Raw genomic sequence first — 25,347 nt, forward strand, 5'->3', positions numbered from 1 at the left:
TGTAGGGGATGGACAACGACAAGATACGCCGAAATATGCCCGTATTTCCGATGAGTGTTGTTAGCAAATTAACAGAACTCACACCACGACAAATTCGCTATTACGAAACACATGAACTTGTTTTACCAGAGAGAACTGAAGGCAATAAACGTTTGTTTTCACTCAATGACTTAGAAACATTGCTCTCTATTAAGCATCTCATCGAAAAGGGATTTAATATGAAAGTCATTAAACAAATGATGTTAGAGAGTCAAACGAATGAAGCAAACGATGAGGCTGAACAATTAAGGAAACAAATGATAGTGGATACCACACAAAAACCTCAACACGAATCTATACCACTTAATCGTGGTGACTTATCTCGTTTCTTTAAATAAAAATTACTGGAGGACATTTAAAAATGCCGAAACAAAATTTCACTAAAGATGATATTAGACGCTTTGCTAAAGAAGAAAACGTACGCTATTTACGTTTACAATTTTCTGATATTTTAGGTACAATCAAAAATGTTGAAGTACCTGTAAGTCAATTAGAAAAAGTATTAAATAACGAAATGATGTTTGATGGATCATCAATTGAAGGTTTCGTACGAATTGAAGAATCAGATATGTACTTATATCCTGACTTAGATACATGGGTTATTTTCCCATGGACAGCTGGTCAAGGAAAAGTAGCACGTTTAATTTGTGATGTTTATACTACAGATCACGAACCATTTGCTGGAGATCCACGTAGTAATTTAAAACGTGTACTTAAGAAGATGGAAGATATGGGTTATACTAATTTCAATCTTGGACCTGAACCAGAATTCTTCTTATTTAAGTTGGATGAAAAAGGTGAACCAACGATGGAATTAAACGACCACGGTGGTTACTTTGATTTAGCACCAACAGACTTAGGTGAAAATTGCCGTCGTGATATCGTACTTGAATTAGAGGACATGGGCTTTGATATCGAGGCTTCACACCACGAAGTTGCACCTGGTCAGCATGAAATCGACTTTAAATATGCTGATGCAGTAACAGCATGTGATAATATTCAAACGTTTAAATTAGTTGTTAAAACAATTGCACGTAAACATAATCTTCATGCAACATTTATGCCAAAACCATTATTTGGTGTAAACGGAAGCGGTATGCACTTTAACGTGTCATTATTTAAAGGTAAAGAAAATGCATTCTATGATGAAAACGGCGAAATGCAATTAACAAAAGATGCTTATCACTTTATCGCTGGTTGTATGAAAAACGCACGTGGTTATACGGCTGTATGTAACCCACTTGTTAACTCATATAAACGCTTAGTACCAGGATATGAAGCGCCAAGCTACATCGCTTGGAGTGGTAAAAACCGTTCTCCATTATTACGTGTACCAACTTCACGCGGATTATCAACACGTGTTGAAATTCGTTCAGTAGACCCTGCGGCAAACCCTTACATGGCATTAGCAACAATTTTAGAAGCGGGTCTTGATGGTATTGAAAATAAATTAGAAGTACCAGAACCAGTTAACCAAAATATTTATGAAATGAACCGTGAAGAACGTGAAGCAGTGGGTATTGAAGACTTACCATCAACGTTATATACTGCATTAAAAGCAATGCGTGAAAATAAAGTCGTAAAATCTGCTTTAGGTGATCATATCTATAACCAATTCTTAAATTCAAAATCAATTGAATGGGATTACTATAGAACGCAAGTGTCTGAATGGGAAATTGATCAATATATGAAACAATATTAATAAATGAAACCCTTGAAGCTGTTGGCTTTGAGGGTTTTTTACACCCAATTTTTGCTTTTATATGTGAGTTGGGTGCAAAATGGGTGTAGACTTGTCCGAAAAGGTTATTATCCTTAATGAATTTTTTCAAAGTTTTCTTTTGCTTTATGATTCATTTTTTTAGTTATATGACTATAAACTTGTAGTGTTGCATGAGTATGTCATAACTTGCGAATACTCAAATCTTGTTGTCACATGGATTAAAGTGAATTAAGCGATCGTATACAGCTCCTTGTAACGTTCGTTTTAAAAATGAATGTGATTTTTTGATAGTTAATTTGCTATAATTTTCTTGATTAAATCACCTAGTTTTTAAATAATAATCTAACCAATATTCAAGCTTATAATTTTTATTTTCTTCATATCTTTGTTCATTGAGTTCTCAACTTCAACGGCCACACATTTAGCTTCTGCTTTTGTCTTAAAACCACTTTTAGTGAAATATTTTTTCTTTTCATTTCATCAACATTATAAACTTTAAAACGCCATATTTAACCTCTTTTTTCAAAAGACGTCATAAAAATCACTCCCTTTATTTATAATAAAATTATAAGGGATACGGTGGTGTACCCGATTATTGTATAAAAAAGACACCTATATAAATTAGGTGCCACTTATAATTATAAGTTTAGTGGAAAGGCAATTATTATATCTTCTTTGTTGTTATAATTATAATTTATGACAAAAAAGTGAAAATTTGAAAATTCATGATTTATATTTAATCCTAAATAGTCAAAAATAAAGTCATTTTGTTGAAACTTAGAAAAATAGATATTATGTTTTTTGATTTAAAATTTATGTAATAAATAGTATTATCAATAATAAACATCCTTAAATTTAAAATTGCCGAAGTTTTAAATTATGAACTCTTTAATTAAAATTATATTTTGAGACTTTATTTTCAAACTCCAACTTGATAAAAAAGTACATGTACGTTCTCGATTAATTTATAGGTTCAACTTCATCCAGTATCTCATCTTGACGTCTTTGCATTGCTTCGTACTCTTCATCAGTGACGTCATCTTCGTACATTTTATCTGACAGTTCGAAATATTCTCTTTCTAGTTCTGCTTCCTTTTGCTTTCTGTTCTTCTTCAACGATTCTGTTATATTCTTCATAATCAATCATACCTGCGTCAGTTCCTTTATTGTTATATACCGATTCCTCTTGTCCACTAGCTATACGCAATGAGCTTTTATACGCTGATAGCGCGGAGCCTTCCATTACGTTACCTTGTGGTATAATTCCATTAGCTACTGCACTGTTATAGGCTTGTATTTTTTGTTCCTCAGTATAATTTCCATATAATACACTTTCTAGAGTTGCTGTGTCTGTTATATTAGACAAATCAATTTGAGTGTGTTTTTCTAAATTAACTTGTTGTTCTTGTTCAGTTTCTTCTGTTGCTTGTTCTTCGGTACTCTTTTCGTGAGCGGTTTCTTTATTTTTATTTTTTTGTTCAGTTTTATTATTTTTGTTTTCTCTTTCTGTATCCTCTCCGTTTCCACATGCTGCTAAAACAATAGCGCTCGCTATTAAAACCCATAAAAATTTTTTCATATACTTTTCTCCTCTACATATTTATATATAACTAACGGGTCAAACTGTATAAGTTAATCCCCGTGAATTACTGATAAACCATATTTATTTTCATATTATTTGACAGTTTTGTATAAAACTCTTTGAAACTTCGAAAAAGTGCCATTTTATGTAAATTCTGTACGTCGTAATCAGAAGCATCTGTGATACCTTGTAATATCAAAACGAACTTATAAGTCACTCTACATGCTTTTGAAAAACTTAAATTTTTATCTATAAGAATTACATCATTATCTAAAAAGTGGGAGCATTATGGAAGTATAGTATTTAAAACTGATTATCATCCATTCATAAAATGTACTATCGAATTTGAATTTTTCACCACTTTGTATATAATTAATAGAAAGTTGAAATTTAATAGTTTTGATAGACCTATACATTAAAAATAAAAATAGACTTAAAAAAGATGAGACATCTTTTGGAGAACTATGATCAGCTTAATAATCCAAATATTGATGTTCAACTAAGCGTTCTTAGGTTAAGGGGGATAAACCCTAATTTATCATTATATATGGAGGTAGCTAAAATGAAAAGAGAAACTAAAAACAATGTAACATTTTATTTAATGATAGCTGTACTTGTGTTATCGATCATTAACTTATTACTACAATTTTTTTAATAAAAAGACTATTAAAAATAGAAAGCGACCAATAAAATGGTCGCTTTTAAAGTTTATAAATGTATATTTAATGTTGCTTTGTAATATGAGGCGATATAAACATATTACGAACGATTTTAGACTGTTTTAGTAAGATACCAATAATTAGAGAAATAACGACGCCATTCATTAAAAAGATAAAATCACTGTACTCAGGTTTCCATAACTTCATCAATAAAATATTTAATGGTAGATGTAAATACATGATGGTGATGCTATTTTTTCCTAACCATTTCAATACATCAAATACTCTAAAGTAGCTTAAATAATAAGCCAAACAACAAATTAAATAACAACACACGATAGGGATAATAGCATCAAGGATAATATAACTAAAATTATCAGTTTTAAGATTTATTGCAAAATTAATATCAAATATAACGTAAATAAGTAAAAACATGGCTAAAAAGAATAATGATGAACCAATGACTTTAAGATTGGCAACATTATGTTTTAGAAAATCTTTTAAATAATAACCCATGGCGTAATAAAATAATGAACCACCAACTGCATTAATTTTCCAAGGCATAGAAATATTACTTAAGTGCGTTAAAGCGATGATATGTGTTAAAATGAATAATAAAATTATAATACTTATCTGAGTTATTTTGGAATATCGGCTAATAAAGCCCATTGTTAATTGGGTCATTAATAACACTGTAATAAACCAAAAGACACCAAAAGGACCTTTTAATTGGTCGCCACCTACTAGGAGTCTTTGGAAATTGATATACATTTGTGTAGGTGAGTTTATGTAAAATATTAAAGTAATCGCAATTCCATATGCAAAATAAGGGACTAGCATTTTGATAAGTTTATAGGACATAAAATTTGGGAAAGATGATGAGGGAATTGGACGGAATAAAATGCCACTTAAAAAGAAGAAAAGCGGCATTCTAAACCAACTCATCACATTATCATACCAATGTACACCGGAATGACCTAGTACAACTAATAAAATACAAATACCTTTTGCAATATCTAACCAACTTAATCTTGTGTTTGAACTCATAGTAAGTAAACTCCTATCATCTTTTTTAAAATTAGGGGTTAAGAATGTTATGGGATATGTTTAGATGCTAGCTAGTTAATCACTATCGTCACGATTGATAAATACTTGTAATATAAAGCCTACTAATAAACCTAATATAACGCCAATAAAGGCCCCAGCAAGCGCAGGTAAATTAAAATAAGTTTGTATAAAAAATCCGATTATAATTGCAATAATAACGGTTATAATCGTTATTTTGTTTTCTTTTAGTTTCTTCATGTTCACGAGCCTCCTAACTTTTTCATTGTATCATCATATATCGAAGTTTTTACAGTAAATTCTTGTAAATAACTGAATTTTTGTGCCCTTGACCATAGAGCGATAATTGATTATGATAAGTCAGAAGTAAAATGAAGAGGGGACCATATGAAAAAGCTTAGTAGTGTTTTAATTATTATTTGTATTGCTATCATCGTTTTAGTGTTTCAATTTATTAATGGTGATGGACCGTTTAAAAAGAATGGGTCCAATGATGAGAATGAGTTTTTAGTGACTCGTGTGGTTGATGGAGATACGATTGTTATCGATCATAATGGAAAAGATGAAAAGGTACGTTTAATAGGTGTAGATACTCCAGAAACAGTTAAACCGAATACACCCGTTCAACCATATGGAAAAGAGGCATCCGATTTTACTAAAAAGCATTTGACGAATCAGTATGTAAGATTAGAATATGACCGTGAAAAAGAAGACCGTTATGGTCGTACGTTAGCTTATGTTTGGTTAGGTGATGAAATGTTTAATGTCACACTAGCAAAAGAAGGATTGGCAAAAGCAAAGTTCTATCCACCAAGTGATAAATACCGTATTCGCATCAACCAAGCACAAAAAGAAGCTCAAAAACAGCAACTTAATATCTGGGAACGTTAATATAAAAAGAGGCTACGGTATTACTACCGTGCCTCTTCTTGGTTAATTTAGTCCAAAATACTATGTTGGATGTTTTCGAAGCTTTGTAATAGTCTTTCAACTTCTTCTTCTTGCTCGTCGCTAATCGTAATAAACACTTTTCGTTCGTCTTCCGTAGAACGCTCTTTTCCAATAATGTTTTTTTCAGTTAGCGCAGTTAAGGATTTATGTATTTCCATAAGGCTGAAATCAATCGACTGTTTCATTTTATGTAATGAAATACGACGACGATTGGTGTTTTTGAGATGATAAAGAAACAAAATATCATTAAGTTTAAGACCATGTTGTTTCTTTAATTCGCTAATTATCTTTTTCCTATTAGATTCGTAATAGAAAATCGCACTGCTACTTAATGGTTGGTTTTGGTTCATAATCTCACTCCTTATTATTTATTTTTACCCTCACAGTTTATTATATTAAATTTTTTATACTTTTGAAAGTGAAAGTCTAAAAATATCTCAAAAACAGTAATTAATTTTTAAAAAATATTCAACAAATAGATAGTTTTAACTTAAAATAATAGCCTATAGATGAATAGCTTACAAGTAGATTATAAAATTTCGAGAAGGTGGGTAGCGTAATTTTGATAATAAGGTCCAATATATTAGCTTGATGCAATTGTTTAGAATATCATTACTAATAATATTAATGTTATATTTTTATTATGAATTAACAATAGTCATTTAATTTGTAATATGATTAGAAAGTTTGATAAAAGACATAAACTTCCGTATAATGACTGTATGAATGAAAGCGTTTTCTAAATCGAGGAGGTGAACTTATGTGTCAAAAAGAGAGTAATAGTTATATACAAGAGGTTTTAAGTATTTTAATGAAAAGTGTACCAAAATATTTTAAATTTCATGGAAAAGTAGCAACAGATTTATTTTTAAATGATCAACTAAACGTAGATGATACTTTAGATATTTGTGTAAAGAGAAGTCATATTCCAAAAATTATCGATGTTATTCCTGAGGGATATTCTATATTTTTCAGAGATTATGAGAGGAAAGTACAACCATTTGACCGTCATAAGATTGATCAAATGAAATCCATATTTATTAAGCACAATGATATGATGGTTCTAAATATTATCGTATATGATGTAGAACATGAGCACTGGTTGTTCGGTTTAAATCACGATATTCGTATCCCTGAAAAGCATATTTTTTACCATTCTTTAAAGTGGGGTGTCGATTATATCAAACCGGAAATTATTTTGATGTATCGTTTAAACGAACCGGTTAAACCTCAAAATGTAACCTTTTATAGAAAATTATTAAATCAGATGAGTTATTTCCAATACGTTATTTTAAAAACTGTGATTGGAGAAGAAAGCCTAAATCAAATTACTAAGGAGGTTGAAACGAAAAGCAGTTAGTATGAGAAAAATAGGTTTCTCGTTAGCTTTTATTTCAACCTCCATATATTCAAATTTAAATTAGTGTGATGTAAAACAATGGTTGTAGCATACTTTAACGGCTTTATTTGCATCTTTGGATGAGAGACCGAACATCATTGATATTTCTGAAGAACCTTGGTTGATCATTTTTAAATTGATGTTTGCTTGTGCTAAAGCATCTGTAATTTTGTTTGCCGTTCCGACAACCGCACTCATACCTTCTCCAACAATCATCAAAATGGCTAAATCATGTTCAATACTGAGCTCATCAACCTGACATTCACGCTGTATAGCTTGTAACACATCTTTTTCTTTCCCTTTTAATTGATCACTTCTCATGATAATACTGATATTATCAATACCTGATGGCATATGATCGAAAGAAATATTATAATCATTAAGAATTTTAAGAACTTTATATGTAAAACCAACTTGTCTATTCATTAAATATTTCTTTATATTTATACTTAAAAAGCCTTCATCACAACTGATCCCAGTAATCACATTTTGAGTGTCAATAGGGCGGTCATGTACGATAAAAGTCCCTGGATCAGATGGGCGATTTGTATTTTTTATGACCACTGGAATACGATGATGATAAAGCGGCTGAAGTGCTTCATCGTGAAATACACCAAAACCTGCGTAAGACAATTCACGCATTTCGCGGTAAGTAATTTCACTTACCATTTCAGGTGCTTGAATGAGTGTTGGGTTGGCACGAAAAATACCAGAAACGTCAGTGAAGTTTTCATATAACTCAGCATGTACACCTCTTGCAATAATAGCTCCAGTAATATCTGAGCCTCCTCTTGGGAAAGTGACAATATCATTATCTTCAGAATAACCAAAGAATCCAGGAATAATAATTTTTTTAGTAAAGTTTCTTAATTTATATATTTTTTGATAACTATCTTCAATAATTTGAGCATTTCCAGGTTCATTCGTCACAATCACGCCAGCCTCTTTAGGTGATAAATAGACGGTCGGTATACCTTGAGCATTGTTATAAGCGGCAATAATTTGCGCATTGAAGTTTTCACCAGATGACTTTAATGCATCAAGTAAGCGTGCAGGTTGATCTTTCAACGTTACAATAAGATGTTCTAATGTTCTGTCAATTTCTTTTAAAATTTGAGCGTCGATGTCTAAGTCGTACACAATTTCTTCAAATCGAGCCAGAATTTCTAATTTTTTTTGAGTATAATCTAATTGAGCAATTACTTTTTCATAAAGTCTAATGAGTAAATCGGTTGTCTTTACATCATTATCGTACCTTTTTCCTGGAGCAGAGACGATGACTATCGCTCTATCCTCATCGCTATTGACAATATTTAATACTTTTTTGATTTGTGCGGCTGTAGCTACAGAACTACCACCAAATTTTGAAACTTTCATATCTATGACAACCTTTCTTTAGGGAAAATTTTACTATTCAGTTTTGTGTAAGAAAATGGTAAGATATAGACATCTATTCTAAATTTTTAGAACTTTAGAAACTTTGTGAATGAATTTATACTAAACCAAAATTTACAAGAATTCAATATCGGTTTAAATTTTTTCTAAATTGTTAACGGAGGGGAAACATTTATGAAATCACTCAATATTGCATTACTTGGACTAGGAACGGTTGGTTCAGGAGTTGTAAAAATTATTGAAGAGAATCATCAACAAATCAAAGATACAATACAAAAAGATATCCAAATTAATCATATTTTAGTTAGAGATAAAAATAAAAAAAGACCTTTAAATATTTCGAAATATCATCTTACAGAAGATATTCAAGATATATTAGATGATGATGAAGTAGATATTGTCATCGAAGTAATGGGTGGCGTAGAGCCTACAGTAGATTGGTTAAAGGCAGCGTTATCTCAAAAGAAACATGTTATCACAGCGAATAAAGACTTATTAGCAGTTCATTTGAGAGACCTTGAGAATTTAGCGCAAGAAAATGAAGTTGCACTAAAATATGAAGCGAGTGTGGCTGGAGGTATTCCAATTGTCAATGCAATAAATAACGGGTTAAATGCGAATAATATCAGTGAATTTATGGGCATTTTTAATGGTACATCTAATTTTATTCTTACAAAGATGAGCGCAGAGGGATCTACATATGAAGCGGCTTTGCAGGAGGCGCAAGATTTAGGCTTTGCAGAAGCTGATACTACTGATGATGTTGAAGGAATTGATGCAGCGAGAAAAGTCGTTATTACGTCATACTTATCTTTTAACCAAGTGATTAATTTAAAAGATGTTAAGACACAAGGTATCAGCAATGTACAACCAAGTGATATTAATGCCGCAAATGAATTGGGATATAAAATTAAATTAATCGGTAAAGGGGCTTATAATAACGGGAAAGTAGATGCGTCAGTACAACCAACATTAATTGCTAAATCACATCAATTAGCTTCGGTTGAGAATGAATATAATGCCATTTACGTTGTCGGCGATTCAGTTGGAGAAACAATGTTTTATGGTAAAGGTGCAGGCAGTTTAGCAACAGGTTCGGCAGTTGTGAGTGATTTATTAAACGTATCTTTACAATTTGAATCGAACCTCCATACATTACCACCACATTTTGAATTAAAAACAGATGCTACAAAAGCATTAATTGATGGAGAGGAACCTATATCCATTAAAGAAAAAGCGCATTTTTATTTCGTAGTTTCTACAGAAAAGTCATTCAAAGAAACAGAAAGTGATATTAAAAAATCGTTACCATTTCATAAGTCGCTTCAGGCAATTGAATTAGATGATACTAAAGTGGCTTTTATTGTTGAAGGTATTGAAACTGAACAATCATTAGAAGCACATTTAAAGTCACTAGCATATATTAATGTTGAAAAAATTTATCCAGTTGAAGGGGTTAACTAATATGAAGTATTGGAAAGGTCTAGTTGAAGAATTTAAATCATATTTACCGGTAGATGAAAATACACCAAAAGTTACTTTAAATGAAGGGCATACCCCTTTAATTTATTGTCCTACTATTTCAGATATGCTTGATATTGAATTGTATGTTAAATATGAAGGGGCTAATCCAACCGGTTCTTTTAAAGATAGAGGCATGGTCATGGCTGTTACAAAAGCGAAAGAACAAGGTAAAAAAATAGTGATCTGTGCTTCTACAGGTAATACATCAGCATCAGCTGCAGCATATGCAGCTAGAGCAGGTATGAAAGCAATTGTTGTTATACCAGAAGGCAAAATTGCACTCGGAAAATTATCTCAAGCGGTCATGTATGGTGCGGAAATTGTGTCGATTGAAGGAAATTTCGATGAAGCTTTAGAAATCGTGAAAGAAGTGGCTGAGGAAGGTGAAATTGAACTTGTTAATTCAGTTAACCCATACAGAATTGAAGGACAAAAAACAGGTGCTTTTGAAATTGTTGAACAACTAGGAGGTCAAGCACCAGATATTCTTGCTATTCCTGTTGGTAATGCTGGAAATATTACAGCATACTGGAAAGGATTTAAAGAATATCATGATAATCAACAAAGTGGTTTACCTCAAATGTTTGGCTTTCAAGCAGAAGGTGCTTCACCCATCGTACAAAATAAGGTTGTTAAAAATCCTGAGACAGTGGCAACTGCAATTCGCATAGGTAATCCTGCAAGTTGGAAAAAGGCAGTTCAAGCTATTGATGAATCTAAAGGTCATATTGATTCTGTAACAGACGAAGAGATTCTGGAAGCATATCAATTAATGACTTCTAAAGAAGGTATTTTCAGTGAACCTGCAAGTAATGCCTCTATTGCTGGACTTATCAAAATGTCTAAAATGGGTAAATTAGAAAAAGGTCAAAAAGTTGTAGCTGTTTTAACAGGAAATGGATTAAAAGATCCTGATACTGCAATTAGTCTTTTGAAAAATCCAATCCAACCTTTACCTAATGATAAAGATAGTATTATTCAATATATTAAGGATGCGTTGAAATGAAAAAAGCAACTTTAGAACTCAAAGTACCCGCTTCTACTGCTAATTTAGGATGTGGTTTTGATTCAGTTGGTATGGCATTTAATAAGTTTTTATATTTAACGATACAGCTTTCTGATACGAATGAATGGTCATTTGTACATGAAGGACCGAATTTAGAGGGATTACCAACAGACGAATCACACTATATTTATCAAATTGCGAATCAAGTCGCTCAAAAGTTTAATGTTCAATTACCTGGATTAATTATCAAAATGGATAGTGATATTCCAATGGCTAGAGGATTAGGGTCCTCTGCTTCAGCGCTTGTTGCAGCATTATATATTGCCAATTATTTTGGAGATATAGAGTTATCAAAGTATGAATTATTGCAATTAGCTACTGAAATAGAAGGGCATCCTGATAATGTAGCGCCTACTATATATGGAGGCTTAGTGGTAGGCTATTATGATGATCAAGATAATCAAACCGATATTGCGCACATTGATATCCCGGATACAGATTTTATTATTACCGTTCCAAAATATGAATTATCAACAGAAAAATCAAGAAGTGTGTTACCACAAGAGGTAAATCACAAAGATGCTGTTAAATATAGTGCGATTAGTAATACAATGATTAGTGCATTGATACAACATAATTATGAATTAGCAGGAAGAATGATGGAAAAAGATGGCTTACATGAACCTTATCGCCAGCATTTAATTCCTGAATTTGAAGAAATAAAATCCATTGCTCACAAATATCAAGCATACGCTACAGTACTATCTGGAGCAGGCTCAACGATGATGACTATGGTTAAAAAAGAGACAAGCGGTGCATTAGTAAGAGCATTACGCAAAGAAATACCACAATGTGAATCAGAATTAGTAACGGTCAATACACAAGGTGTACAACAACAAGTACGAAAATTATTTTAGTTATTAAAGATCACGATTGAGGTTAGGAGACTATATTAGGTGTTAAAGCTAAATATAGATGTTCTAACTTCAAGATAGTGATCTTTTTAGTATGAATTTGATATTATTACGTTTTCACTTTAGACTAAATGAATGGAAAAGGTTAAACAATATCATATCAGTAGAAGTTTTTGTACTACTAAAACTGAAGGAGTGTTACATAAATGAATCCAGATTTAATCGTAATGGATATGGATGATACTTTAATGACATCCGATAATACATTATCTCAAAATACCAAGGAATATTTAATCGACATTCAAAAAGAAGGGCTACAGATTGCACTAGCTTCTGGACGTCCTACAGAAGCGATGACGCCAACTGCTAAAGCATTAAAAATGGATGATTATCACAGTTATATTATCAGTTACAACGGTGCTAAAACGATTGATCTTGCTCATAATGAAGTAGTTAGTGAAAACTTAATTGATAAATCTTCGTTTGATAATATTGTTGATTTTTGTAGAGACAAGGGGTTATTTGTTTTAACATATGTTGACGGAGAAATTATATACGATGATGAACATGAATATATGAACTTAGAATCTGAAATTACAGGATTACCAATGAAGCGTGTTGAAGATTTGAAGTCATTTATTAATGATGCTGTACCAAAAGTCATTGGTGTAGATTATGAAGATCACATTAATGAACTATTTCAAAAGATGGAAAATGGATTCGATGAGGACATCGATGTGACGATGAGCAAACCATTCTTCTTGGAGTTTATGTCTAAAGAAGTGTCAAAAGGAGCAGCTATTCAATATTTAGCTGATAAACTCGACTTAGATACACAAAATATGATCGCATTTGGTGATAGCCAGAATGATGTTGAAATGTTTAAAGCAGTGGGTACGGCAGTCGCAATGGATAATGCGGTTGATACATTAAAAGAATATGCCACATATGTCACGAAAAGTAATGATGAAGATGGGATTCCATATCAACTTAAATCCTTACTTGACGTGTAATTGTTAATAAGAGGTTGAGGCAAAGGCGTTCATAATTCTGGGACCATTCACTATTTCCCAGAGTAACAAACGCTTTATGTTTCAGCCTCTTTTCCTTATAGAAAACATAGTGTTGAAGCGGTTAAATCATTAAGATTTACAGTACTTACTTATTATTTAGCGGTCTGTGTCCATTCCTTTTTACCACGATGACGTTTGACATGAGCATAGATTTGATCACCTGCATAATCCAAATTAGTATATACCGTAATAGAAAACGCCGATTGATGAGGCTCAAACGTTTGCTCTAAATATAAATCTTTAAGATGTTCGTACAAATTATGCATTTGTTCATTTGTGAGACTATTATATTCCCTCAATGTACGCTTAATAAGTTGATTAGAATGATTTTCAATTGCCTGAACTACAATGACAAAACGTTCTTCTTGTTTTAATACATCATCAAAAAGGTTTCTTTGTCCAATCATATATCATCACACCTTTAACATAACTTACAATCATTATACCTTAAAATGATATGGGGTTAAAATGAGAAAAGTCATTTAAAAAAAGGGTTGAGCCATAAAGCATTAATACCCTGAGAACCGGTTAACGGTCCCCAAAAGCAGGATTTTCAGCAGAAAGTTCACGCTTCACCAAAATTTGAAAAACAATTTTAGCTTTTCGTTTACTTCTGCTCAAATCCTGAATGCTTTTGTCCCAACCTCAGTGTTGATTTTATTGATTTTGTTGAGATTTATAAACATCATGCTCAGATAAGTCAATATCTTTTAAAGGTATGATGCGTGTGCGCTTAATAACCTTATGAATGAAATATACGGCAATCAAAATAAGAATAGGCACTACATTTTGTAATAGTTTTGGAATATCTAAGTGTATTAAAGCTTCAGCAGAGCTACCAAATATTAAAAATAGGATCATAATCATTACCAAGATAGGACCAAATGGGAATAATGGTGATTTATAAGGTAATAATTGATCTGCATCTTTATGTTGTGCTTTAATTGCGCGTCGCATACGAAATTGAGCAATGATACTTGATCCCCAAATAAATGTAATGAGTGCTCCAATAATGTTAAGTAATCCCATCACACTATCTGGATTAAAATTTGCATATAAAGTGACTGCAGCAATTAATATGAAAGTTGTTAATAAAGCATTTAAAGGTAACTTCGTAACGCGATTGATTTTACCTAAAAATTTCGGTGCTTGATGTTGTTGGCTTAAAGAAAACAGCATTCGACTTGTTGTAAAAATTCCAGAATTTGCTGCAGATAATAATGACGTAAGAATGACTGCGTTTATAACCGATGCAGCGAATGCGATACCCACTTTATCAAATACGATTGTAAATGGGCTCTGGGTAATTGAACCAGATTCATTTAATAAAGTAGGATCATTATATGCTAAAATACCTGAAATTACGATAATTGAACAGATATAGAAAATTAAAATTCTCCAAAAAACTTGTTTAATAGCTTTAGGCATAGAACGACTTGGATTATCTGATTCACCAGCAGCTACAGCAACTACTTCTGTACCACCTACAGAAAATCCTGCGATGAGTAAGACACTTAAGAAACCAGATATACCACCTACAAATGGTGCGTCACCAATTGTATAATTTTTAAAACCGTAATATTCTCCGCCTAAAATGCCAAAGATCATTAGAAACGTTAAAATAATAAAAATGATAATTGTAGCTACTTTAATTAATGATAACCAAAATTCCGCTTCTCCAAATACTTTAACGGTAAACACATTGAGTAAAAATATGATAACGAGAAATATAATACTCCAAGTTAATGGAGAGAAAAATGAAAAGAAATCCCAATATGTAATGACATTTGAAGCCACAATGACGTCCACGCTTGTTACTAGAGACCATATTGTCCAGTATAACCAGCCCATTGTAAAACCTAATGATGAATCGACAAATCGTGTTGCATAACTACTAAATGAACCTGAGACTGGATAGAATGTAGCCATTTCTCCAATTGAACTCATTAAGAAATATAACATGATGCCAATCAATGCATACGCTAGTATAGCGCCACCAGGTCCAGCTTGTGCGATAACACCGCCCGTAGCTATAAATAAACCTGTGCCAATTGCGCCTCCAATAGCTATCATTGTAATATGGCGAGACTCAAGTCCGCGGTTTAACTTTTTTTCTTCCATGGGCCATCCTCCTTTTAAAATGAGATAATTATCTATTTTACTTTGTTCCTTTAAAGATTGCAAGAACAAAAACGAATTTTTCTGATAATTTAGTATAAAACAAAAAAAGGGGGATAATTTGCTTAAACTTGGGTTGAATGGGTTATACTAATAATGAGACAATTTATTTGTAATAATTTTAATGTAGAAAGAAGGTATATAGATGGAACGTAAAGATGCATCTAAACTAACTGGTCTTTTTGGTCATCCAGTTGGAGATCGCGAAAACTCTATGACTGTAGGTCCACGAGGGCCAATGTTAATGCAAGATTGGTACTATATCGAGCAAATCGCACACTTTGATCGTGAAGTTATTCCTGAAAGAAGAATGCACGCAAAAGGTTCTGGTGCATTTGGTACATTCACTGTAACGAACGATATTACGCAATATACGTCAGCTAAAATCTTCTCTGAAGTAGGTAAACAAACTGAAATGTTTGCACGTTTTTCAACTGTTTCAGGTGAAAGAGGTGCGGCAGATGCAGAACGTGATATTCGCGGATTCGCATTAAAATTCTATACTGAAGAAGGTAACTGGGATTTAGTCGGAAATAACACACCTGTCTTTTTCTTCAGAGATCCTAAATTATTCGCAAGTTTAAACCATGCTGTTAAGAGAGACCCACGTACGAATATGCGTAGTCCACAAAACAATTGGGATTACTGGACACAATTACCTGAAGCACTTCATCAAGTGACAATCTTAATGTCTGATAGAGGTATTCCAAAAGGATTTAGAAATATGCATGGTTTCGGCTCACACACTTATGCAATGATTAATGATAAAAATGAACGTGTTTGGGTTAAATTCCACTTTAAAACACAACAAGGTATCGAAAATTTAACAACAGAAGAAGCTCAAGAAATCATCGGTAAAGATAGAGATTCTTCTCAAAGAGACTTGTTTAATGCCATTGAAGAAGGCGACTTCCCTAAATGGAAAATGTATATTCAAGTGATGACTGAAGAACAAGCTAAAAATCACAAGGATAACCCATTCGATTTAACTAAAGTTTGGTTCCATGATGAATACCCATTAATTGAAGTAGGGGAATTCGAACTTAATCGCAATCCTGACAACTACTTTATGGATGTAGAACAAGCGGCATTTGCACCTACAAATATTATTCCTGGTATTGACTTCTCACCTGACAAAGTCTTACAAGGTCGTATTTTCTCATACGGTGACGCGCAACGTTATCGTTTAGGTGTAAACCATTGGCAAATTCCTGTAAACCAACCTAAAGGTGTAGGTGTTGAAAATATTTGCCCATTCAGTCGTGATGGTCAAATGAGATTCCTAGATAATAACCAAGGTGCTCAAACTCATTATTATCCTAACAGTACAGGTGCTCACCAAGACCAACCTGAATATAAACGACCTCCTATGGAAGTAGAAGGTACTGCTTATGAACACAACTTTAGAGAAGATGATGATAACTACTTCGAACAACCAGGTAAGTTATTCAGATTACAATCACCAGAAGAACAAGAGCGTATCTTTAAAAATACAGCAGATGAAATGGATGGTACAACTGATGATGTGAAAGAAAGACACATTCGTCATTGTTACCAAGCTGACCCAGATTATGGTAAAGGTGTTGCAAAAGCGTTAGGTATGGAAGATCGTTTAGACGATATTATTGCAAGTATCTAATCAATTATTGCAAACGACCACATTAATTAAACTGTATAATCTTTAATTTTTAAGGTTGATACAGAAATATGTTGCATTTGAAAATGTTTTAAACTTTTTCAGATAAACAAATATTTCATGTATCAACCTTTTATTTTTGACTATTAAATTGAACAACAGGGGGACATTATGAAAGAAAATACAACTAAACAATTTTCGAATGTGTTTTTATATGGTTCTATTATTATAGGGATATTGGTATTGATTGGCGCCATATTTCCAGACCAATTTGGTGAAATATCAAATATAATTGGTAGTTGGATTATGGATACATTCGGCTGGTATTATATGTTGTTATTTAGTTTGATATTATTATTTTCTATTTTTTTAATTTTTAGTCCAATTGGCAAGTTAACACTTGGTAAGCCGAATGATAAACCTGAATTTAAAACAATATCATGGTTAACTATGCTATTTAGTGCAGGTATGGGGATTGGACTCGTTTTTTATGGGTCTTCTGAACCAGTTTCACATTTTCTTGCGCCACCCACTGCAGATGGCGAAACGAAAGAAGCTTTGGCAGAATCTATGCGTGCAACCTTTTTACATTATGGTTTCCACCCTTGGGCAGTGTATGGCATGGTGGCACTAGCATTAGCTTACTCTCAATTTCGTAAAAATGAATTAGGGTTAATTTCTCGTACATTAAGACCGATTTTTGGTCATCATGTAGAGGGGCCTTTAGGTACTATTGTTGACGTGCTAGCTGTGTTTGCAACAGTTATTGGTGTTGCGGTGTCTCTTGGCGTCGGTGCAATGCAAATAAATGGCGGATTAAATTACTTATTTAATATCCCGAATAACCAATTTACTCAAGGAATCATCATATTAATTATAACGGTGTTATTTTTACTGAGTGCATGGTCAGGTTTAAGTAAAGGCATTCAATATTTAAGTAATTTAAATATCGGTCTTGCTGCGGTATTGTTGATTGCTTTATTAATAATAGGACCAACGTTATTAATAATGAACACTTTGTCTACATCTTTTGGAGAATATTTAAATACACTCATTTTTAATAGTCTTGATGTTGCTCCTTTAAATCCACAAAAACGAGATTGGATGGAAAGTTGGACGATTTATTATTGGGGCTGGTGGATGAGCTGGAGTCCATTTGTAGGTATATTTATAGCTAGAATTTCAAAAGGGAGAACAATTCGTGAATTCATAAGCGCTGTTATTTTAGTCCCTACTTTGCTGAGTATGCTATGGTTTGCAACTTTTGGTATAACAGGTATTTCAGTTGGGGAACAATATCGACATATAATGGAAATGCCGCCTGAAACGCAATTGTTTGGCATATTTAGTACTTTACCGATGGGAAGTATACTTTCACTTATAGCGTTATTATTAATTATATCGTTTTTTATCACTTCAGCAGATTCGGCAACATTTGTAATTGGTATGCAAACATCGTTCGGTCGTTTAACACCAAGTGGATTTGTGAAGATTATTTGGGGGATTGCATTGTCAGCCATCGCATATATATTATTATTAGCTGGTGGCGAAACAGGATTAGATGCTTTACAGTCCGCCGCCATTATTTCAGCTTTGCCGTTTAGTATTGTGGTCATTTTTATGGTGATAGCCTTTTATAAAGATGCCAATGCAGAGCGGAAATTTTTAGGTTATACCTTAGAAGCAAATCAAAATAAAAAAGAGGATTAATAAAATAAAAGCAATGTTTCTACATCTAGATAGAAACATTGCTTTTTGTCGTATTTTTGAGGCTTTTAAAATAATAGGATACTTATTATTTTGTTTCTCTATGAAGTGTGTGTTTATTTAATCTTGGACAATACTTCATCATTTCAATACGTTCTGGATTTGTACGTTTATTTTTAGTAGTAATGTAGTTACGATCGCCACATTCTGTGCATGCTAAAGTAATATTAACGCGCATGACAATCCCTCCTTTATGTTAAATTAGAATAATTACGTTTTAATATTTTACCACGACTTTGTTTATTTGCCAATCTTTTCGTAAGGGAAAAAGTAATTCTTGATACACAGCGAGTAGATGTGTTATGATTCAAAGCGTAATAATTACGATTTAGGAGTGGAATAAATGGCAAAAAAATCTAAAGTTGTCAAAGAACAAAAACGTGAAGAAATGGTAAAAAAATATGCAGCATTGCGACGTGAATTAAAAGAAAAAGGTGACTATGAAGCGTTAAAAAAATTACCAAGAGATGCTTCGCCTACACGATTAACACGTAGATGCAAAGTAACAGGACGTCCACGTGGTGTCATGAGAAAATTTGAAATGTCACGTATCGCTTTTAGAGAACATGCACATAAAGGACAAATACCTGGTGTCAAAAAATCTAGCTGGTAAGCAGTATCTTTCTTTATTAATATTCTAAAAAGCTGTAACATGTATTTTAAGTATTTCATAAGCGTAAATCGTGAGAACCTTAAACAACGATTATTTAATGTGAAATATTAATCTAACATGCTTACGTTATTTTTATTTTATAATGGTAGCATTGTAAAAGTAGGGTGAAGACAATTAAAAAGTTTTTCATTTTTGTTATCATTGGAATTGTTTTGATGCTTGTTATGCCGATACGTCCGTCTTCAACGCTAAGTGAACTAACACAGCCGATCAATGAAAAAATTGACCAACTTATCGATGGTAAAGCACAAGGGCAAGAATTGAAAACACCTGAAGAACAATCATTTGCATTTGGTAATGTGCAGATGAATATGGATAAAAAAGAGGCTGAAGAGATACTTGGCAAGCCAAAAGATAGTATAGATAATGAATATGGCACTAAGTGGTATGTGTATCATGATCGTTATCGTAATTTTGTGATGGTAAGTTATATTAATGATAAAGTTAATGGACTTTATACCAATCAAAATATTATAACATCAAAAAATGGATTAAAGTATAATTCACCTAAAGCATCAGTTCGTGATCAATTAGGAGAGCCGTTAACTGAAATTAAAAAAGGAAATATTGTGTTTCAACAAAACAACAATGAATATGATGTGTTTAACAATGATAATATCTACACTACAGTTTTTTATGATCAACATGAAAATAATCAAGTAACAGGTATGATGTTAATTAGTGAAACGTTAGAAAATCGATTGAAACAACAATATGCATCACCTTCAAAAAGTCTTGCGCAAAGTTTTGAACTTGAAGATTTTTATCTTATTAATGCGACACGTGTGCAAAAAGGATTAACTCCATTAGAATATAATGATCAGACAACAACAACTGCTAGAAAACATAGTAAGGATATGGCAGAAAATCATTATTTTGATCATACTAATTTAGAGGGTAAATCTCCTTTTGACCGTCTTAAAGATGATGGAATCAGTTACCGAGTAGCTGCAGAAAATTTAGCTTATGGTCAAGTCAGTGGTATTTATGCGCATCACGGTTTGATGAATTCATTAGGACACAGAAAGAATATTTTAAATAAAGATGTTCATACATTAGGTGTGGGTGTAGATTTTAATTCTAGAAACCAACCATATTGGACAGAATTATATACAAATTAACACTATGAATTAATTGAAAAAGGCACAGAGCAATTGAGCTCTGTGCCTCTTTTTTTAAGGAGTGCGTTAAAACGATTAAAATTCTCTAAATAAACCAATAACCTTACCTAAAACTGTAACTTGATTTAGGTAAATAGGTGAAAGTGTGCTATTTTCAGGTTGTAATCTATAACGATTTTTTTCTTTATAAAAGCGTTTTACTGTGGCTTCTTCTTCCTCTGTCATTGCAACGATAATATCACCATTTTCGGCAAAAGCCTGACTACGTACAATCACTCTATCCCCATCTAAAATACCTGCTTCAATCATACTATCCCCAACAACATTGAGAATGAAAATTTGGCCATTATGAGTAGAAGTGAAATGCTCAGGTAATGGATAATATTCTTCAACATTTTCAACTGCAGTAATCGGTGCACCAGCTGTAACCTTACCAATTACGGGAACATAAACCGTTTCTTCCATGTTAATAGGTTCCTCCATAAGGTCACTTACGATCTCAATAGCACGCGGTTTAGTTGGGTCACGTTTGATGTACCCTTTTTCTTCTAAACGAGATAAATGACCATGGACTGTAGAGCTTGATGCTAAACCGACCGCTTCACCAATTTCACGAACACTTGGTGGATAGCCTTTAGCTTGCACAATCTGCTTAATAAAATTAAAAATTTCTTCTTGTCTTTTTGTAAGTTCTTTCATTTTTTGCACTCCTTCTGTGAATTTAACACAATTATATCATATTATACGAACGCTAACAAACGTTTGTTCGTTCGGTATTGACATAGAACATCTGTTCTGATAAATTATCTATACAAACAAATGTTCCGGAGGTTTAGAAATGAGTTATATTAAATCAATATCATTAGAAGTTTATTTATATACAATAGTCTTTTTGTGTTCTATTATCTTGTTTTTAACGTTTATCACAATAACAAACTATAACCAAAATTACGAACAAACGTACGAAATGACAGACCATCAATTAAATCAAAAGTATATATTGCAACATACCACATACGAACATAGTGAGTTAGATAATCAGTCAAGTAAGGCGGTTTCAGTTCAACCATAATAAGCCATTGAGTTTAAGCGTTTGGTTTTATCAATTTTTTCTGTTATATTTTGAGAAGAAAATTTGATGGAGGTAACCAATTATGTTGAGTCAAGAAAAATTATCACGTATCAATGAATTGGCGAATAAAAAGAAAACTCAAGGGTTAACTGAAGAAGAGGCAAAAGAACAATCAAAATTAAGAAGCGAATATTTAGAAACATTTAGAAAAAGTTTTAAAGACCAAATAGAAAATACTAAAGTAATTGATCCGGAGGGTAATGATGTTACACCGGAAAAAGTTAAAGAAATACAACGTTTAAATAATAAACGTAGCTAATATAAATAAAAATCTTTAATATAATAGTATTCTATTAAGCTTTACATTGAGTTATCAGTTATAATAGAGGTATGTAAAGTTCCAAGGAAAGGAAGTCTTTAAAATGACAGTTAATAAAGATATGAAAGCAATCAATACAATTCGAGGATTAAGTATTGATGCAATCGAAAAAGCGAATTCAGGACACCCTGGTTTACCGATGGGTGCAGCTCCAATGGCATATACATTATGGACACGCCATTTAAATTTCAATCCAAAATCAGATGATTATTTCAATAGAGATCGATTTGTATTATCTGCTGGTCATGGTTCAGCGCTTTTATATAGTTTACTCCATGTATCTGGTAGTTTAGATATGGAAGAGTTAAAACAATTTAGACAATGGGACTCTAAGACACCAGGACACCCAGAGTATAAACATACGCAAGGTGTTGAAATCACAACTGGTCCACTAGGGCAAGGGTTTGCTATGTCTGTAGGTATGGCAATGGCTGAAAAACATCTTGCTGCGAAATTTAATAAAGATGATATTTCAGTGGTTGACCATTATACGTATGTATTGGCGTCAGATGGAGACTTAATGGAAGGTATTTCTCATGAAGCGGCTTCATTAGCAGGTCATCTAAAACTAGATAAATTAATTGCATTATACGATTCAAACGACATTTCATTAGATGGTGAAACAAGCAAGTCTTTCTCTGAGAATATTCAACAACGCTTTGAAGCATATGGTTGGAATCATATCTTAGTTAAAGATGGAAATGATATTGAAGCGATTGATCAAGCTATCACAGAAGCGAAATCACAAAATGGGCCAACAATTATAGAAGTTAAAACAATTATAGGTTATGGTTCACCTAATAAATCAAATAGTAATAGCTCTCACGGTGCACCATTAGGAGAAGATGAAAGAAAATTAACATTCGCAAACTATGAACTGGATGATTCAAAACATTTCCACGTTGATAGTGAAGTATACGATATTTTTAAAGAAACGATGATTAAACGTGCAGATGAACACGAAGCACAATGGAAAGCTGATCTTGAAAAGTATACTCAGCAATATCCAGAGCTTGCGAAAGAATTTAAATTAGCATTAGCTGGCGAATTGCCTGAAGGATATGAAAAACAATTACCATTATTTGATAAAGATCATAAAGCAGCAACAAGAGCTGATTCAGGTGAGATTATTCAATCAATTAATCAATCAGTTCCTTCATTCTTTGGTGGATCAGCTGATTTAGCATCATCTAACAAATCAAATGTTAAAGAGGCACTTGACTTTTCTGCTGAAGAGGGCAGTGGTAAAAACATTTGGTTTGGTGTAAGAGAATTTGCTATGGCTGCTGCTGTGAATGGTATGGCTGCGCATGGTGGATTACACCCATATGCTGCTACGTTCTTTGTGTTCAGTGACTATTTAAAACCTGCATTACGCTTAGCAGCTATTATGGGATTACGTTCTTCATTTGTGTTTACACATGATTCTATTGCAGTTGGTGAAGATGGTCCAACACATGAACCAATTGAACAACTTGCAGGACTAAGAGCAATTCCAAACTTAAATGTCATTCGACCAGCAGATGGTAATGAAACACGTGTAGCTTGGAAGATCGCATTAGAATCAAATGGTACACCAACAGCACTCGTATTAACACGCCAAGGTCTTCCAGTTCTTGATGTTGAGGAGTCAAAAGTTGAAGAAGGGGTTCGTAAAGGAGCTTATGTTGTTTACGAATCAAATAGTGATATAGACTATATTCTATTTGCAACAGGTTCAGAAGTAAGTTTATCTGTGGAAGTTGCTAAATCATTAGAATCAGAAGGTAAAGGCGTACGTGTTGTATCTATGCCAAACTGGAACGCATTTGAAGCACAATCAAAAGAGTACAAAGACGCTATTCTATTACCAAATGTTGAAAAACGTGTTGCTATCGAAATGGGTGCTTCATTAGGATGGCATAAATATGTAGGAATGAACGGTCTGGTTATCGGTATCGACCGTTATGGTGCAAGTGCGCCTGGTGATTTAGTAGTTGAAAAATATGGTTTCACTAAAGAAGATATACTCAAACAAATTGCAGAACTATAATGACTTTTGAGAGACCGTGAATCGGTTTTCTAGAGTATACACACTTTATATCTTAACCTCTGTTCTATTTAAAAGCATATTTACTATTAGATTACCTTGAAATAGTGAAATAATTTTAGTAAAATGCAAAAGGACATAGAAAGTGGGTGAAACTATGGCTACATGGTTGGCAATATTATTAATTGTGATTGCACTAATCATTGGGTTAGTTGGTGGATTCTTCTTAGCCCGTAAATATATGATGGATTATTTAAAAAAGAACCCACCAATTAATGAAGAGATGCTTAGAATGATGATGATGCAAATGGGACAAAAACCATCACAAAAGAAAATTAATCAAATGATGACGATGATGAATAAAAACATGGATAAAAAAATGTAATATTCTTATCGTTATTGAAAGCAAGGGTTTAACGAACGTTAAGTTTCACAAACCCTTGCTTTTATTTTTACTGATAACACTCAATTCTTTTATAAATTGTTATTCCAATTTATGATGTATTCTTTAAGAATATGATATACTAGATGGTGTTCTTTATCGGTTATAGTAGGAGGTTTAAATTGACGTATTTAGTATTATCAATTCTGATTGCATTTGTAATGGGAGCTGGCGTCATTGTCGTAAGGATGAAAGCTCAGAAATACCCTGTCAACGAGAAGAAAATCATCTTACCTCCATTTTTTATGGCAACTGGAGCATTGATGTATGTTGTGCCTTATTTTAGGTTAACGGGGTCTGAAATATTAGAATCAGTCGTGGTCGGTGTTCTATTTTCAAGTGTGCTTATTGTTACATCACACTTCGAAATACATGGAAATCAAATTTATTTAAAAAAATCTAAAGCATTTCCAATTGTACTGATTAGTTTATTAGTTATTCGAACAGTTTTAAAAGTGTTTATTAGTAACTCGATAGATCCTGGTCAACTTGCAGGAATGTTTTTCTTATTAGCATTCAGTATGCTTGTACCATGGAGAATTGCTATGTTATTAAGATATAAAAAATTAAAGAAACAATTAATATAGGTATATTAGAAGAGGTTGGTATTCTAAGTTTGAACGTATTTTTAAAACTTAGGTACCAATCTTTTTATCTATTAAAATAACTTGAGGTTCTTACAAAAATATCTTACACTATAAGAGAACGTATGTTCTGTTT

26 protein-coding genes and 1 pseudogene are annotated in these 25,347 nt (G+C 32.7%); 17 read left to right on the plus strand and 10 right to left on the minus strand.

Annotated elements, in window-relative coordinates:
- Positions 1-8 precede the first annotated feature (8 nt).
- Positions 9-377 (plus strand): MerR family transcriptional regulator, encoded by a 369-nt coding sequence (locus tag ACEE93_RS03745; RefSeq protein WP_449154956.1) that lies wholly within the window; start codon positions 9-11, stop codon positions 375-377.
- Between the two features lie 23 nt (positions 378-400).
- Positions 401-1,741, plus strand: coding sequence for a type I glutamate--ammonia ligase (glnA, locus tag ACEE93_RS03750; RefSeq protein WP_449154957.1), 1,341 nt, complete (start codon positions 401-403; stop codon positions 1,739-1,741).
- 363 nt (positions 1,742-2,104) lie between these two features.
- On the opposite strand, the pseudogene ACEE93_RS03755 reads toward glnA, so the two are convergent.
- The 4 genes and pseudogenes from ACEE93_RS03755 to ACEE93_RS03770 all read right to left on the minus strand — a co-directional run.
- Positions 2,105-2,191: pseudogene (locus ACEE93_RS03755) on the minus strand (hypothetical protein); the annotation flags it as partial.
- Between the two features lie 622 nt (positions 2,192-2,813).
- Positions 2,814-3,341 carry a hypothetical protein gene (locus ACEE93_RS03760; protein ID WP_449154958.1) on the minus strand — a complete coding sequence of 176 codons (528 nt, stop codon included), beginning with the start codon at positions 3,339-3,341 and terminating at the stop codon, positions 2,814-2,816.
- A gap of 725 nt (positions 3,342-4,066) precedes the next feature.
- Positions 4,067-5,050: an acyltransferase family protein gene (locus ACEE93_RS03765; protein WP_449156400.1), complete on the minus strand. Its 984-nt coding sequence runs from the start codon at positions 5,048-5,050 to the stop codon at positions 4,067-4,069.
- 75 nt (positions 5,051-5,125) lie between these two features.
- Positions 5,126-5,308, minus strand: coding sequence for a hypothetical protein (locus ACEE93_RS03770; protein WP_449154960.1), 183 nt, complete (start codon positions 5,306-5,308; stop codon positions 5,126-5,128).
- A gap of 147 nt (positions 5,309-5,455) precedes the next feature.
- Here ACEE93_RS03770 and nucI point away from each other — a divergent pair, with 147 nt between their 5' ends.
- Positions 5,456-5,959, plus strand: coding sequence for a thermonuclease NucI (gene nucI, locus ACEE93_RS03775; RefSeq protein WP_449154961.1), 504 nt, complete (start codon positions 5,456-5,458; stop codon positions 5,957-5,959).
- A gap of 47 nt (positions 5,960-6,006) precedes the next feature.
- Here nucI and ACEE93_RS03780 read toward each other — a convergent pair whose 3' ends face one another.
- On the minus strand, positions 6,007-6,369 hold the full coding sequence (locus ACEE93_RS03780) for a transcriptional regulator, SarA/Rot family (RefSeq protein WP_449154962.1): 363 nt from the start codon (positions 6,367-6,369) through the stop codon (positions 6,007-6,009).
- A 410-nt stretch (positions 6,370-6,779) separates the two neighbouring features.
- Between ACEE93_RS03780 and ACEE93_RS03785 the strand changes: the two genes are divergently transcribed.
- Positions 6,780-7,379, plus strand: a complete 600-nt coding sequence (locus ACEE93_RS03785; protein WP_449154963.1) for a hypothetical protein — start codon at positions 6,780-6,782, stop codon at positions 7,377-7,379.
- A gap of 60 nt (positions 7,380-7,439) precedes the next feature.
- Here the strand turns inward: ACEE93_RS03785 and ACEE93_RS03790 are convergent, their stop codons facing one another.
- Complete coding sequence (locus ACEE93_RS03790; RefSeq protein WP_449154964.1) at positions 7,440-8,795, minus strand: aspartate kinase; 1,356 nt, start codon at positions 8,793-8,795, stop codon at positions 7,440-7,442.
- 192 nt (positions 8,796-8,987) lie between these two features.
- Here ACEE93_RS03790 and ACEE93_RS03795 point away from each other — a divergent pair, with 192 nt between their 5' ends.
- The 4 genes from ACEE93_RS03795 (at position 8,988) to ACEE93_RS03810 (ending at position 13,270) form a co-directional block, all read left to right on the plus strand.
- On the plus strand, positions 8,988-10,277 hold the full coding sequence (locus ACEE93_RS03795; protein ID WP_449156401.1) for a homoserine dehydrogenase: 1,290 nt from the start codon (positions 8,988-8,990) through the stop codon (positions 10,275-10,277).
- 1 nt (position 10,278) lies between these two features.
- A complete protein-coding gene (thrC, locus tag ACEE93_RS03800; protein ID WP_449154966.1) occupies positions 10,279-11,343 on the plus strand; it encodes a threonine synthase in 1,065 nt (354 codons plus the stop codon).
- Complete coding sequence (thrB, locus tag ACEE93_RS03805) at positions 11,340-12,260, plus strand: homoserine kinase (RefSeq protein ID WP_449154967.1); 921 nt, start codon at positions 11,340-11,342, stop codon at positions 12,258-12,260. Before thrC ends, thrB begins: the two co-directional genes overlap by 4 nt.
- A 203-nt stretch (positions 12,261-12,463) precedes the next feature.
- Positions 12,464-13,270, plus strand: coding sequence for a Cof-type HAD-IIB family hydrolase (locus tag ACEE93_RS03810; RefSeq protein WP_449156402.1), 807 nt, complete (start codon positions 12,464-12,466; stop codon positions 13,268-13,270).
- Between the two features lie 152 nt (positions 13,271-13,422).
- On the opposite strand, the gene ACEE93_RS03815 is transcribed toward ACEE93_RS03810, so the two are convergent.
- Complete coding sequence (locus ACEE93_RS03815; protein ID WP_449154969.1) at positions 13,423-13,737, minus strand: hypothetical protein; 315 nt, start codon at positions 13,735-13,737, stop codon at positions 13,423-13,425.
- A gap of 250 nt (positions 13,738-13,987) precedes the next feature.
- Entirely contained in the window at positions 13,988-15,451 is a 1,464-nt protein-coding gene (locus tag ACEE93_RS03820) for an amino acid permease (protein ID WP_449154970.1), read from the minus strand.
- Between the two features lie 202 nt (positions 15,452-15,653).
- Between ACEE93_RS03820 and ACEE93_RS03825 the strand changes: the two genes are divergently transcribed.
- Together ACEE93_RS03825 and ACEE93_RS03830 are read left to right on the plus strand one after the other, a co-directional pair.
- Entirely contained in the window at positions 15,654-17,147 is a 1,494-nt protein-coding gene (locus ACEE93_RS03825; RefSeq protein WP_449154971.1) for a catalase, read from the plus strand.
- A gap of 168 nt (positions 17,148-17,315) precedes the next feature.
- On the plus strand, positions 17,316-18,854 hold the full coding sequence (locus ACEE93_RS03830; RefSeq protein WP_449154972.1) for a BCCT family transporter: 1,539 nt from the start codon (positions 17,316-17,318) through the stop codon (positions 18,852-18,854).
- 85 nt (positions 18,855-18,939) lie between these two features.
- Here the strand turns inward: ACEE93_RS03830 and rpmG are convergent, their stop codons facing one another.
- Positions 18,940-19,089, minus strand: coding sequence for a 50S ribosomal protein L33 (rpmG, locus tag ACEE93_RS03835; protein WP_281183756.1), 150 nt, complete (start codon positions 19,087-19,089; stop codon positions 18,940-18,942).
- Positions 19,090-19,254: 165 nt separating this feature from the next.
- Between rpmG and rpsN the strand changes: the two genes are divergently transcribed.
- On the plus strand, positions 19,255-19,524 hold the full coding sequence (rpsN, locus tag ACEE93_RS03840; RefSeq protein WP_449154973.1) for a 30S ribosomal protein S14: 270 nt from the start codon (positions 19,255-19,257) through the stop codon (positions 19,522-19,524).
- A gap of 224 nt (positions 19,525-19,748) precedes the next feature.
- Complete coding sequence (locus ACEE93_RS03845) at positions 19,749-20,705, plus strand: CAP domain-containing protein (RefSeq protein WP_449156403.1); 957 nt, start codon at positions 19,749-19,751, stop codon at positions 20,703-20,705.
- A 75-nt stretch (positions 20,706-20,780) separates the two neighbouring features.
- Here ACEE93_RS03845 and lexA read toward each other — a convergent pair whose 3' ends face one another.
- A complete protein-coding gene (lexA, locus tag ACEE93_RS03850) occupies positions 20,781-21,404 on the minus strand; it encodes a transcriptional repressor LexA (RefSeq protein ID WP_449154975.1) in 624 nt (207 codons plus the stop codon).
- 139 nt (positions 21,405-21,543) lie between these two features.
- Here lexA and sosA point away from each other — a divergent pair, with 139 nt between their 5' ends.
- From sosA to ACEE93_RS03875, 5 genes are all read left to right on the plus strand, one after another.
- On the plus strand, positions 21,544-21,777 hold the full coding sequence (gene sosA / locus ACEE93_RS03855) for a DNA damage-induced cell division inhibitor SosA (RefSeq protein ID WP_449154976.1): 234 nt from the start codon (positions 21,544-21,546) through the stop codon (positions 21,775-21,777).
- Positions 21,778-21,859: 82 nt separating this feature from the next.
- Positions 21,860-22,096 carry a DUF896 domain-containing protein gene (locus tag ACEE93_RS03860; RefSeq protein ID WP_449154977.1) on the plus strand — a complete coding sequence of 79 codons (237 nt, stop codon included), beginning with the start codon at positions 21,860-21,862 and terminating at the stop codon, positions 22,094-22,096.
- Between the two features lie 103 nt (positions 22,097-22,199).
- Positions 22,200-24,188: a transketolase gene (tkt, locus tag ACEE93_RS03865; protein ID WP_449154978.1), complete on the plus strand. Its 1,989-nt coding sequence runs from the start codon at positions 22,200-22,202 to the stop codon at positions 24,186-24,188.
- Positions 24,189-24,330: 142 nt separating this feature from the next.
- Complete coding sequence (locus tag ACEE93_RS03870) at positions 24,331-24,570, plus strand: YneF family protein (protein WP_262603389.1); 240 nt, start codon at positions 24,331-24,333, stop codon at positions 24,568-24,570.
- Between the two features lie 179 nt (positions 24,571-24,749).
- On the plus strand, positions 24,750-25,214 hold the full coding sequence (locus ACEE93_RS03875; protein WP_449154979.1) for a CcdC family protein: 465 nt from the start codon (positions 24,750-24,752) through the stop codon (positions 25,212-25,214).
- Positions 25,215-25,347 lie beyond the last annotated feature (133 nt).

Source organism: Staphylococcus sp. 11262D007BW (genome assembly GCF_053547815.1).

Bases quoted from the DNA above. Each gene is read 5' to 3' on its own strand.
- ACEE93_RS03820 (WP_449154970.1), bottom strand. From the start codon at position 15,451: ATGGAAGAAAAAAAGTTAAACCGCGGACTTGAGTCTCGCCATATTACA.
- ACEE93_RS03790 (WP_449154964.1), bottom strand. From the start codon at position 8,795: ATGAAAGTTTCAAAATTTGGTGGTAGTTCTGTAGCTACAGCCGCACAA.
- rpmG (WP_281183756.1), bottom strand. From the start codon at position 19,089: ATGCGCGTTAATATTACTTTAGCATGCACAGAATGTGGCGATCGTAAC.
- ACEE93_RS03760 (WP_449154958.1), bottom strand. From the start codon at position 3,341: ATGAAAAAATTTTTATGGGTTTTAATAGCGAGCGCTATTGTTTTAGCA.
- tkt (WP_449154978.1), top strand. From the start codon at position 22,200: ATGACAGTTAATAAAGATATGAAAGCAATCAATACAATTCGAGGATTA.
- ACEE93_RS03845 (WP_449156403.1), top strand. From the start codon at position 19,749: ATGCCGATACGTCCGTCTTCAACGCTAAGTGAACTAACACAGCCGATC.
- ACEE93_RS03785 (WP_449154963.1), top strand. From the start codon at position 6,780: ATGTGTCAAAAAGAGAGTAATAGTTATATACAAGAGGTTTTAAGTATT.
- ACEE93_RS03830 (WP_449154972.1), top strand. From the start codon at position 17,316: ATGAAAGAAAATACAACTAAACAATTTTCGAATGTGTTTTTATATGGT.
- lexA (WP_449154975.1), bottom strand. From the start codon at position 21,404: ATGAAAGAACTTACAAAAAGACAAGAAGAAATTTTTAATTTTATTAAG.
- thrC (WP_449154966.1), top strand. From the start codon at position 10,279: ATGAAGTATTGGAAAGGTCTAGTTGAAGAATTTAAATCATATTTACCG.
- ACEE93_RS03745 (WP_449154956.1), top strand. From the start codon at position 9: ATGGACAACGACAAGATACGCCGAAATATGCCCGTATTTCCGATGAGT.
- glnA (WP_449154957.1), top strand. From the start codon at position 401: ATGCCGAAACAAAATTTCACTAAAGATGATATTAGACGCTTTGCTAAA.
- ACEE93_RS03780 (WP_449154962.1), bottom strand. From the start codon at position 6,369: ATGAACCAAAACCAACCATTAAGTAGCAGTGCGATTTTCTATTACGAA.
- ACEE93_RS03815 (WP_449154969.1), bottom strand. From the start codon at position 13,737: ATGATTGGACAAAGAAACCTTTTTGATGATGTATTAAAACAAGAAGAA.
- sosA (WP_449154976.1), top strand. From the start codon at position 21,544: ATGAGTTATATTAAATCAATATCATTAGAAGTTTATTTATATACAATA.
- nucI (WP_449154961.1), top strand. From the start codon at position 5,456: ATGAAAAAGCTTAGTAGTGTTTTAATTATTATTTGTATTGCTATCATC.
- thrB (WP_449154967.1), top strand. From the start codon at position 11,340: ATGAAAAAAGCAACTTTAGAACTCAAAGTACCCGCTTCTACTGCTAAT.
- rpsN (WP_449154973.1), top strand. From the start codon at position 19,255: ATGGCAAAAAAATCTAAAGTTGTCAAAGAACAAAAACGTGAAGAAATG.
- ACEE93_RS03765 (WP_449156400.1), bottom strand. From the start codon at position 5,050: ATGAGTTCAAACACAAGATTAAGTTGGTTAGATATTGCAAAAGGTATT.
- ACEE93_RS03810 (WP_449156402.1), top strand. From the start codon at position 12,464: ATGAATCCAGATTTAATCGTAATGGATATGGATGATACTTTAATGACA.
- ACEE93_RS03770 (WP_449154960.1), bottom strand. From the start codon at position 5,308: ATGAAGAAACTAAAAGAAAACAAAATAACGATTATAACCGTTATTATT.
- ACEE93_RS03795 (WP_449156401.1), top strand. From the start codon at position 8,988: ATGAAATCACTCAATATTGCATTACTTGGACTAGGAACGGTTGGTTCA.
- ACEE93_RS03860 (WP_449154977.1), top strand. From the start codon at position 21,860: ATGTTGAGTCAAGAAAAATTATCACGTATCAATGAATTGGCGAATAAA.
- ACEE93_RS03825 (WP_449154971.1), top strand. From the start codon at position 15,654: ATGGAACGTAAAGATGCATCTAAACTAACTGGTCTTTTTGGTCATCCA.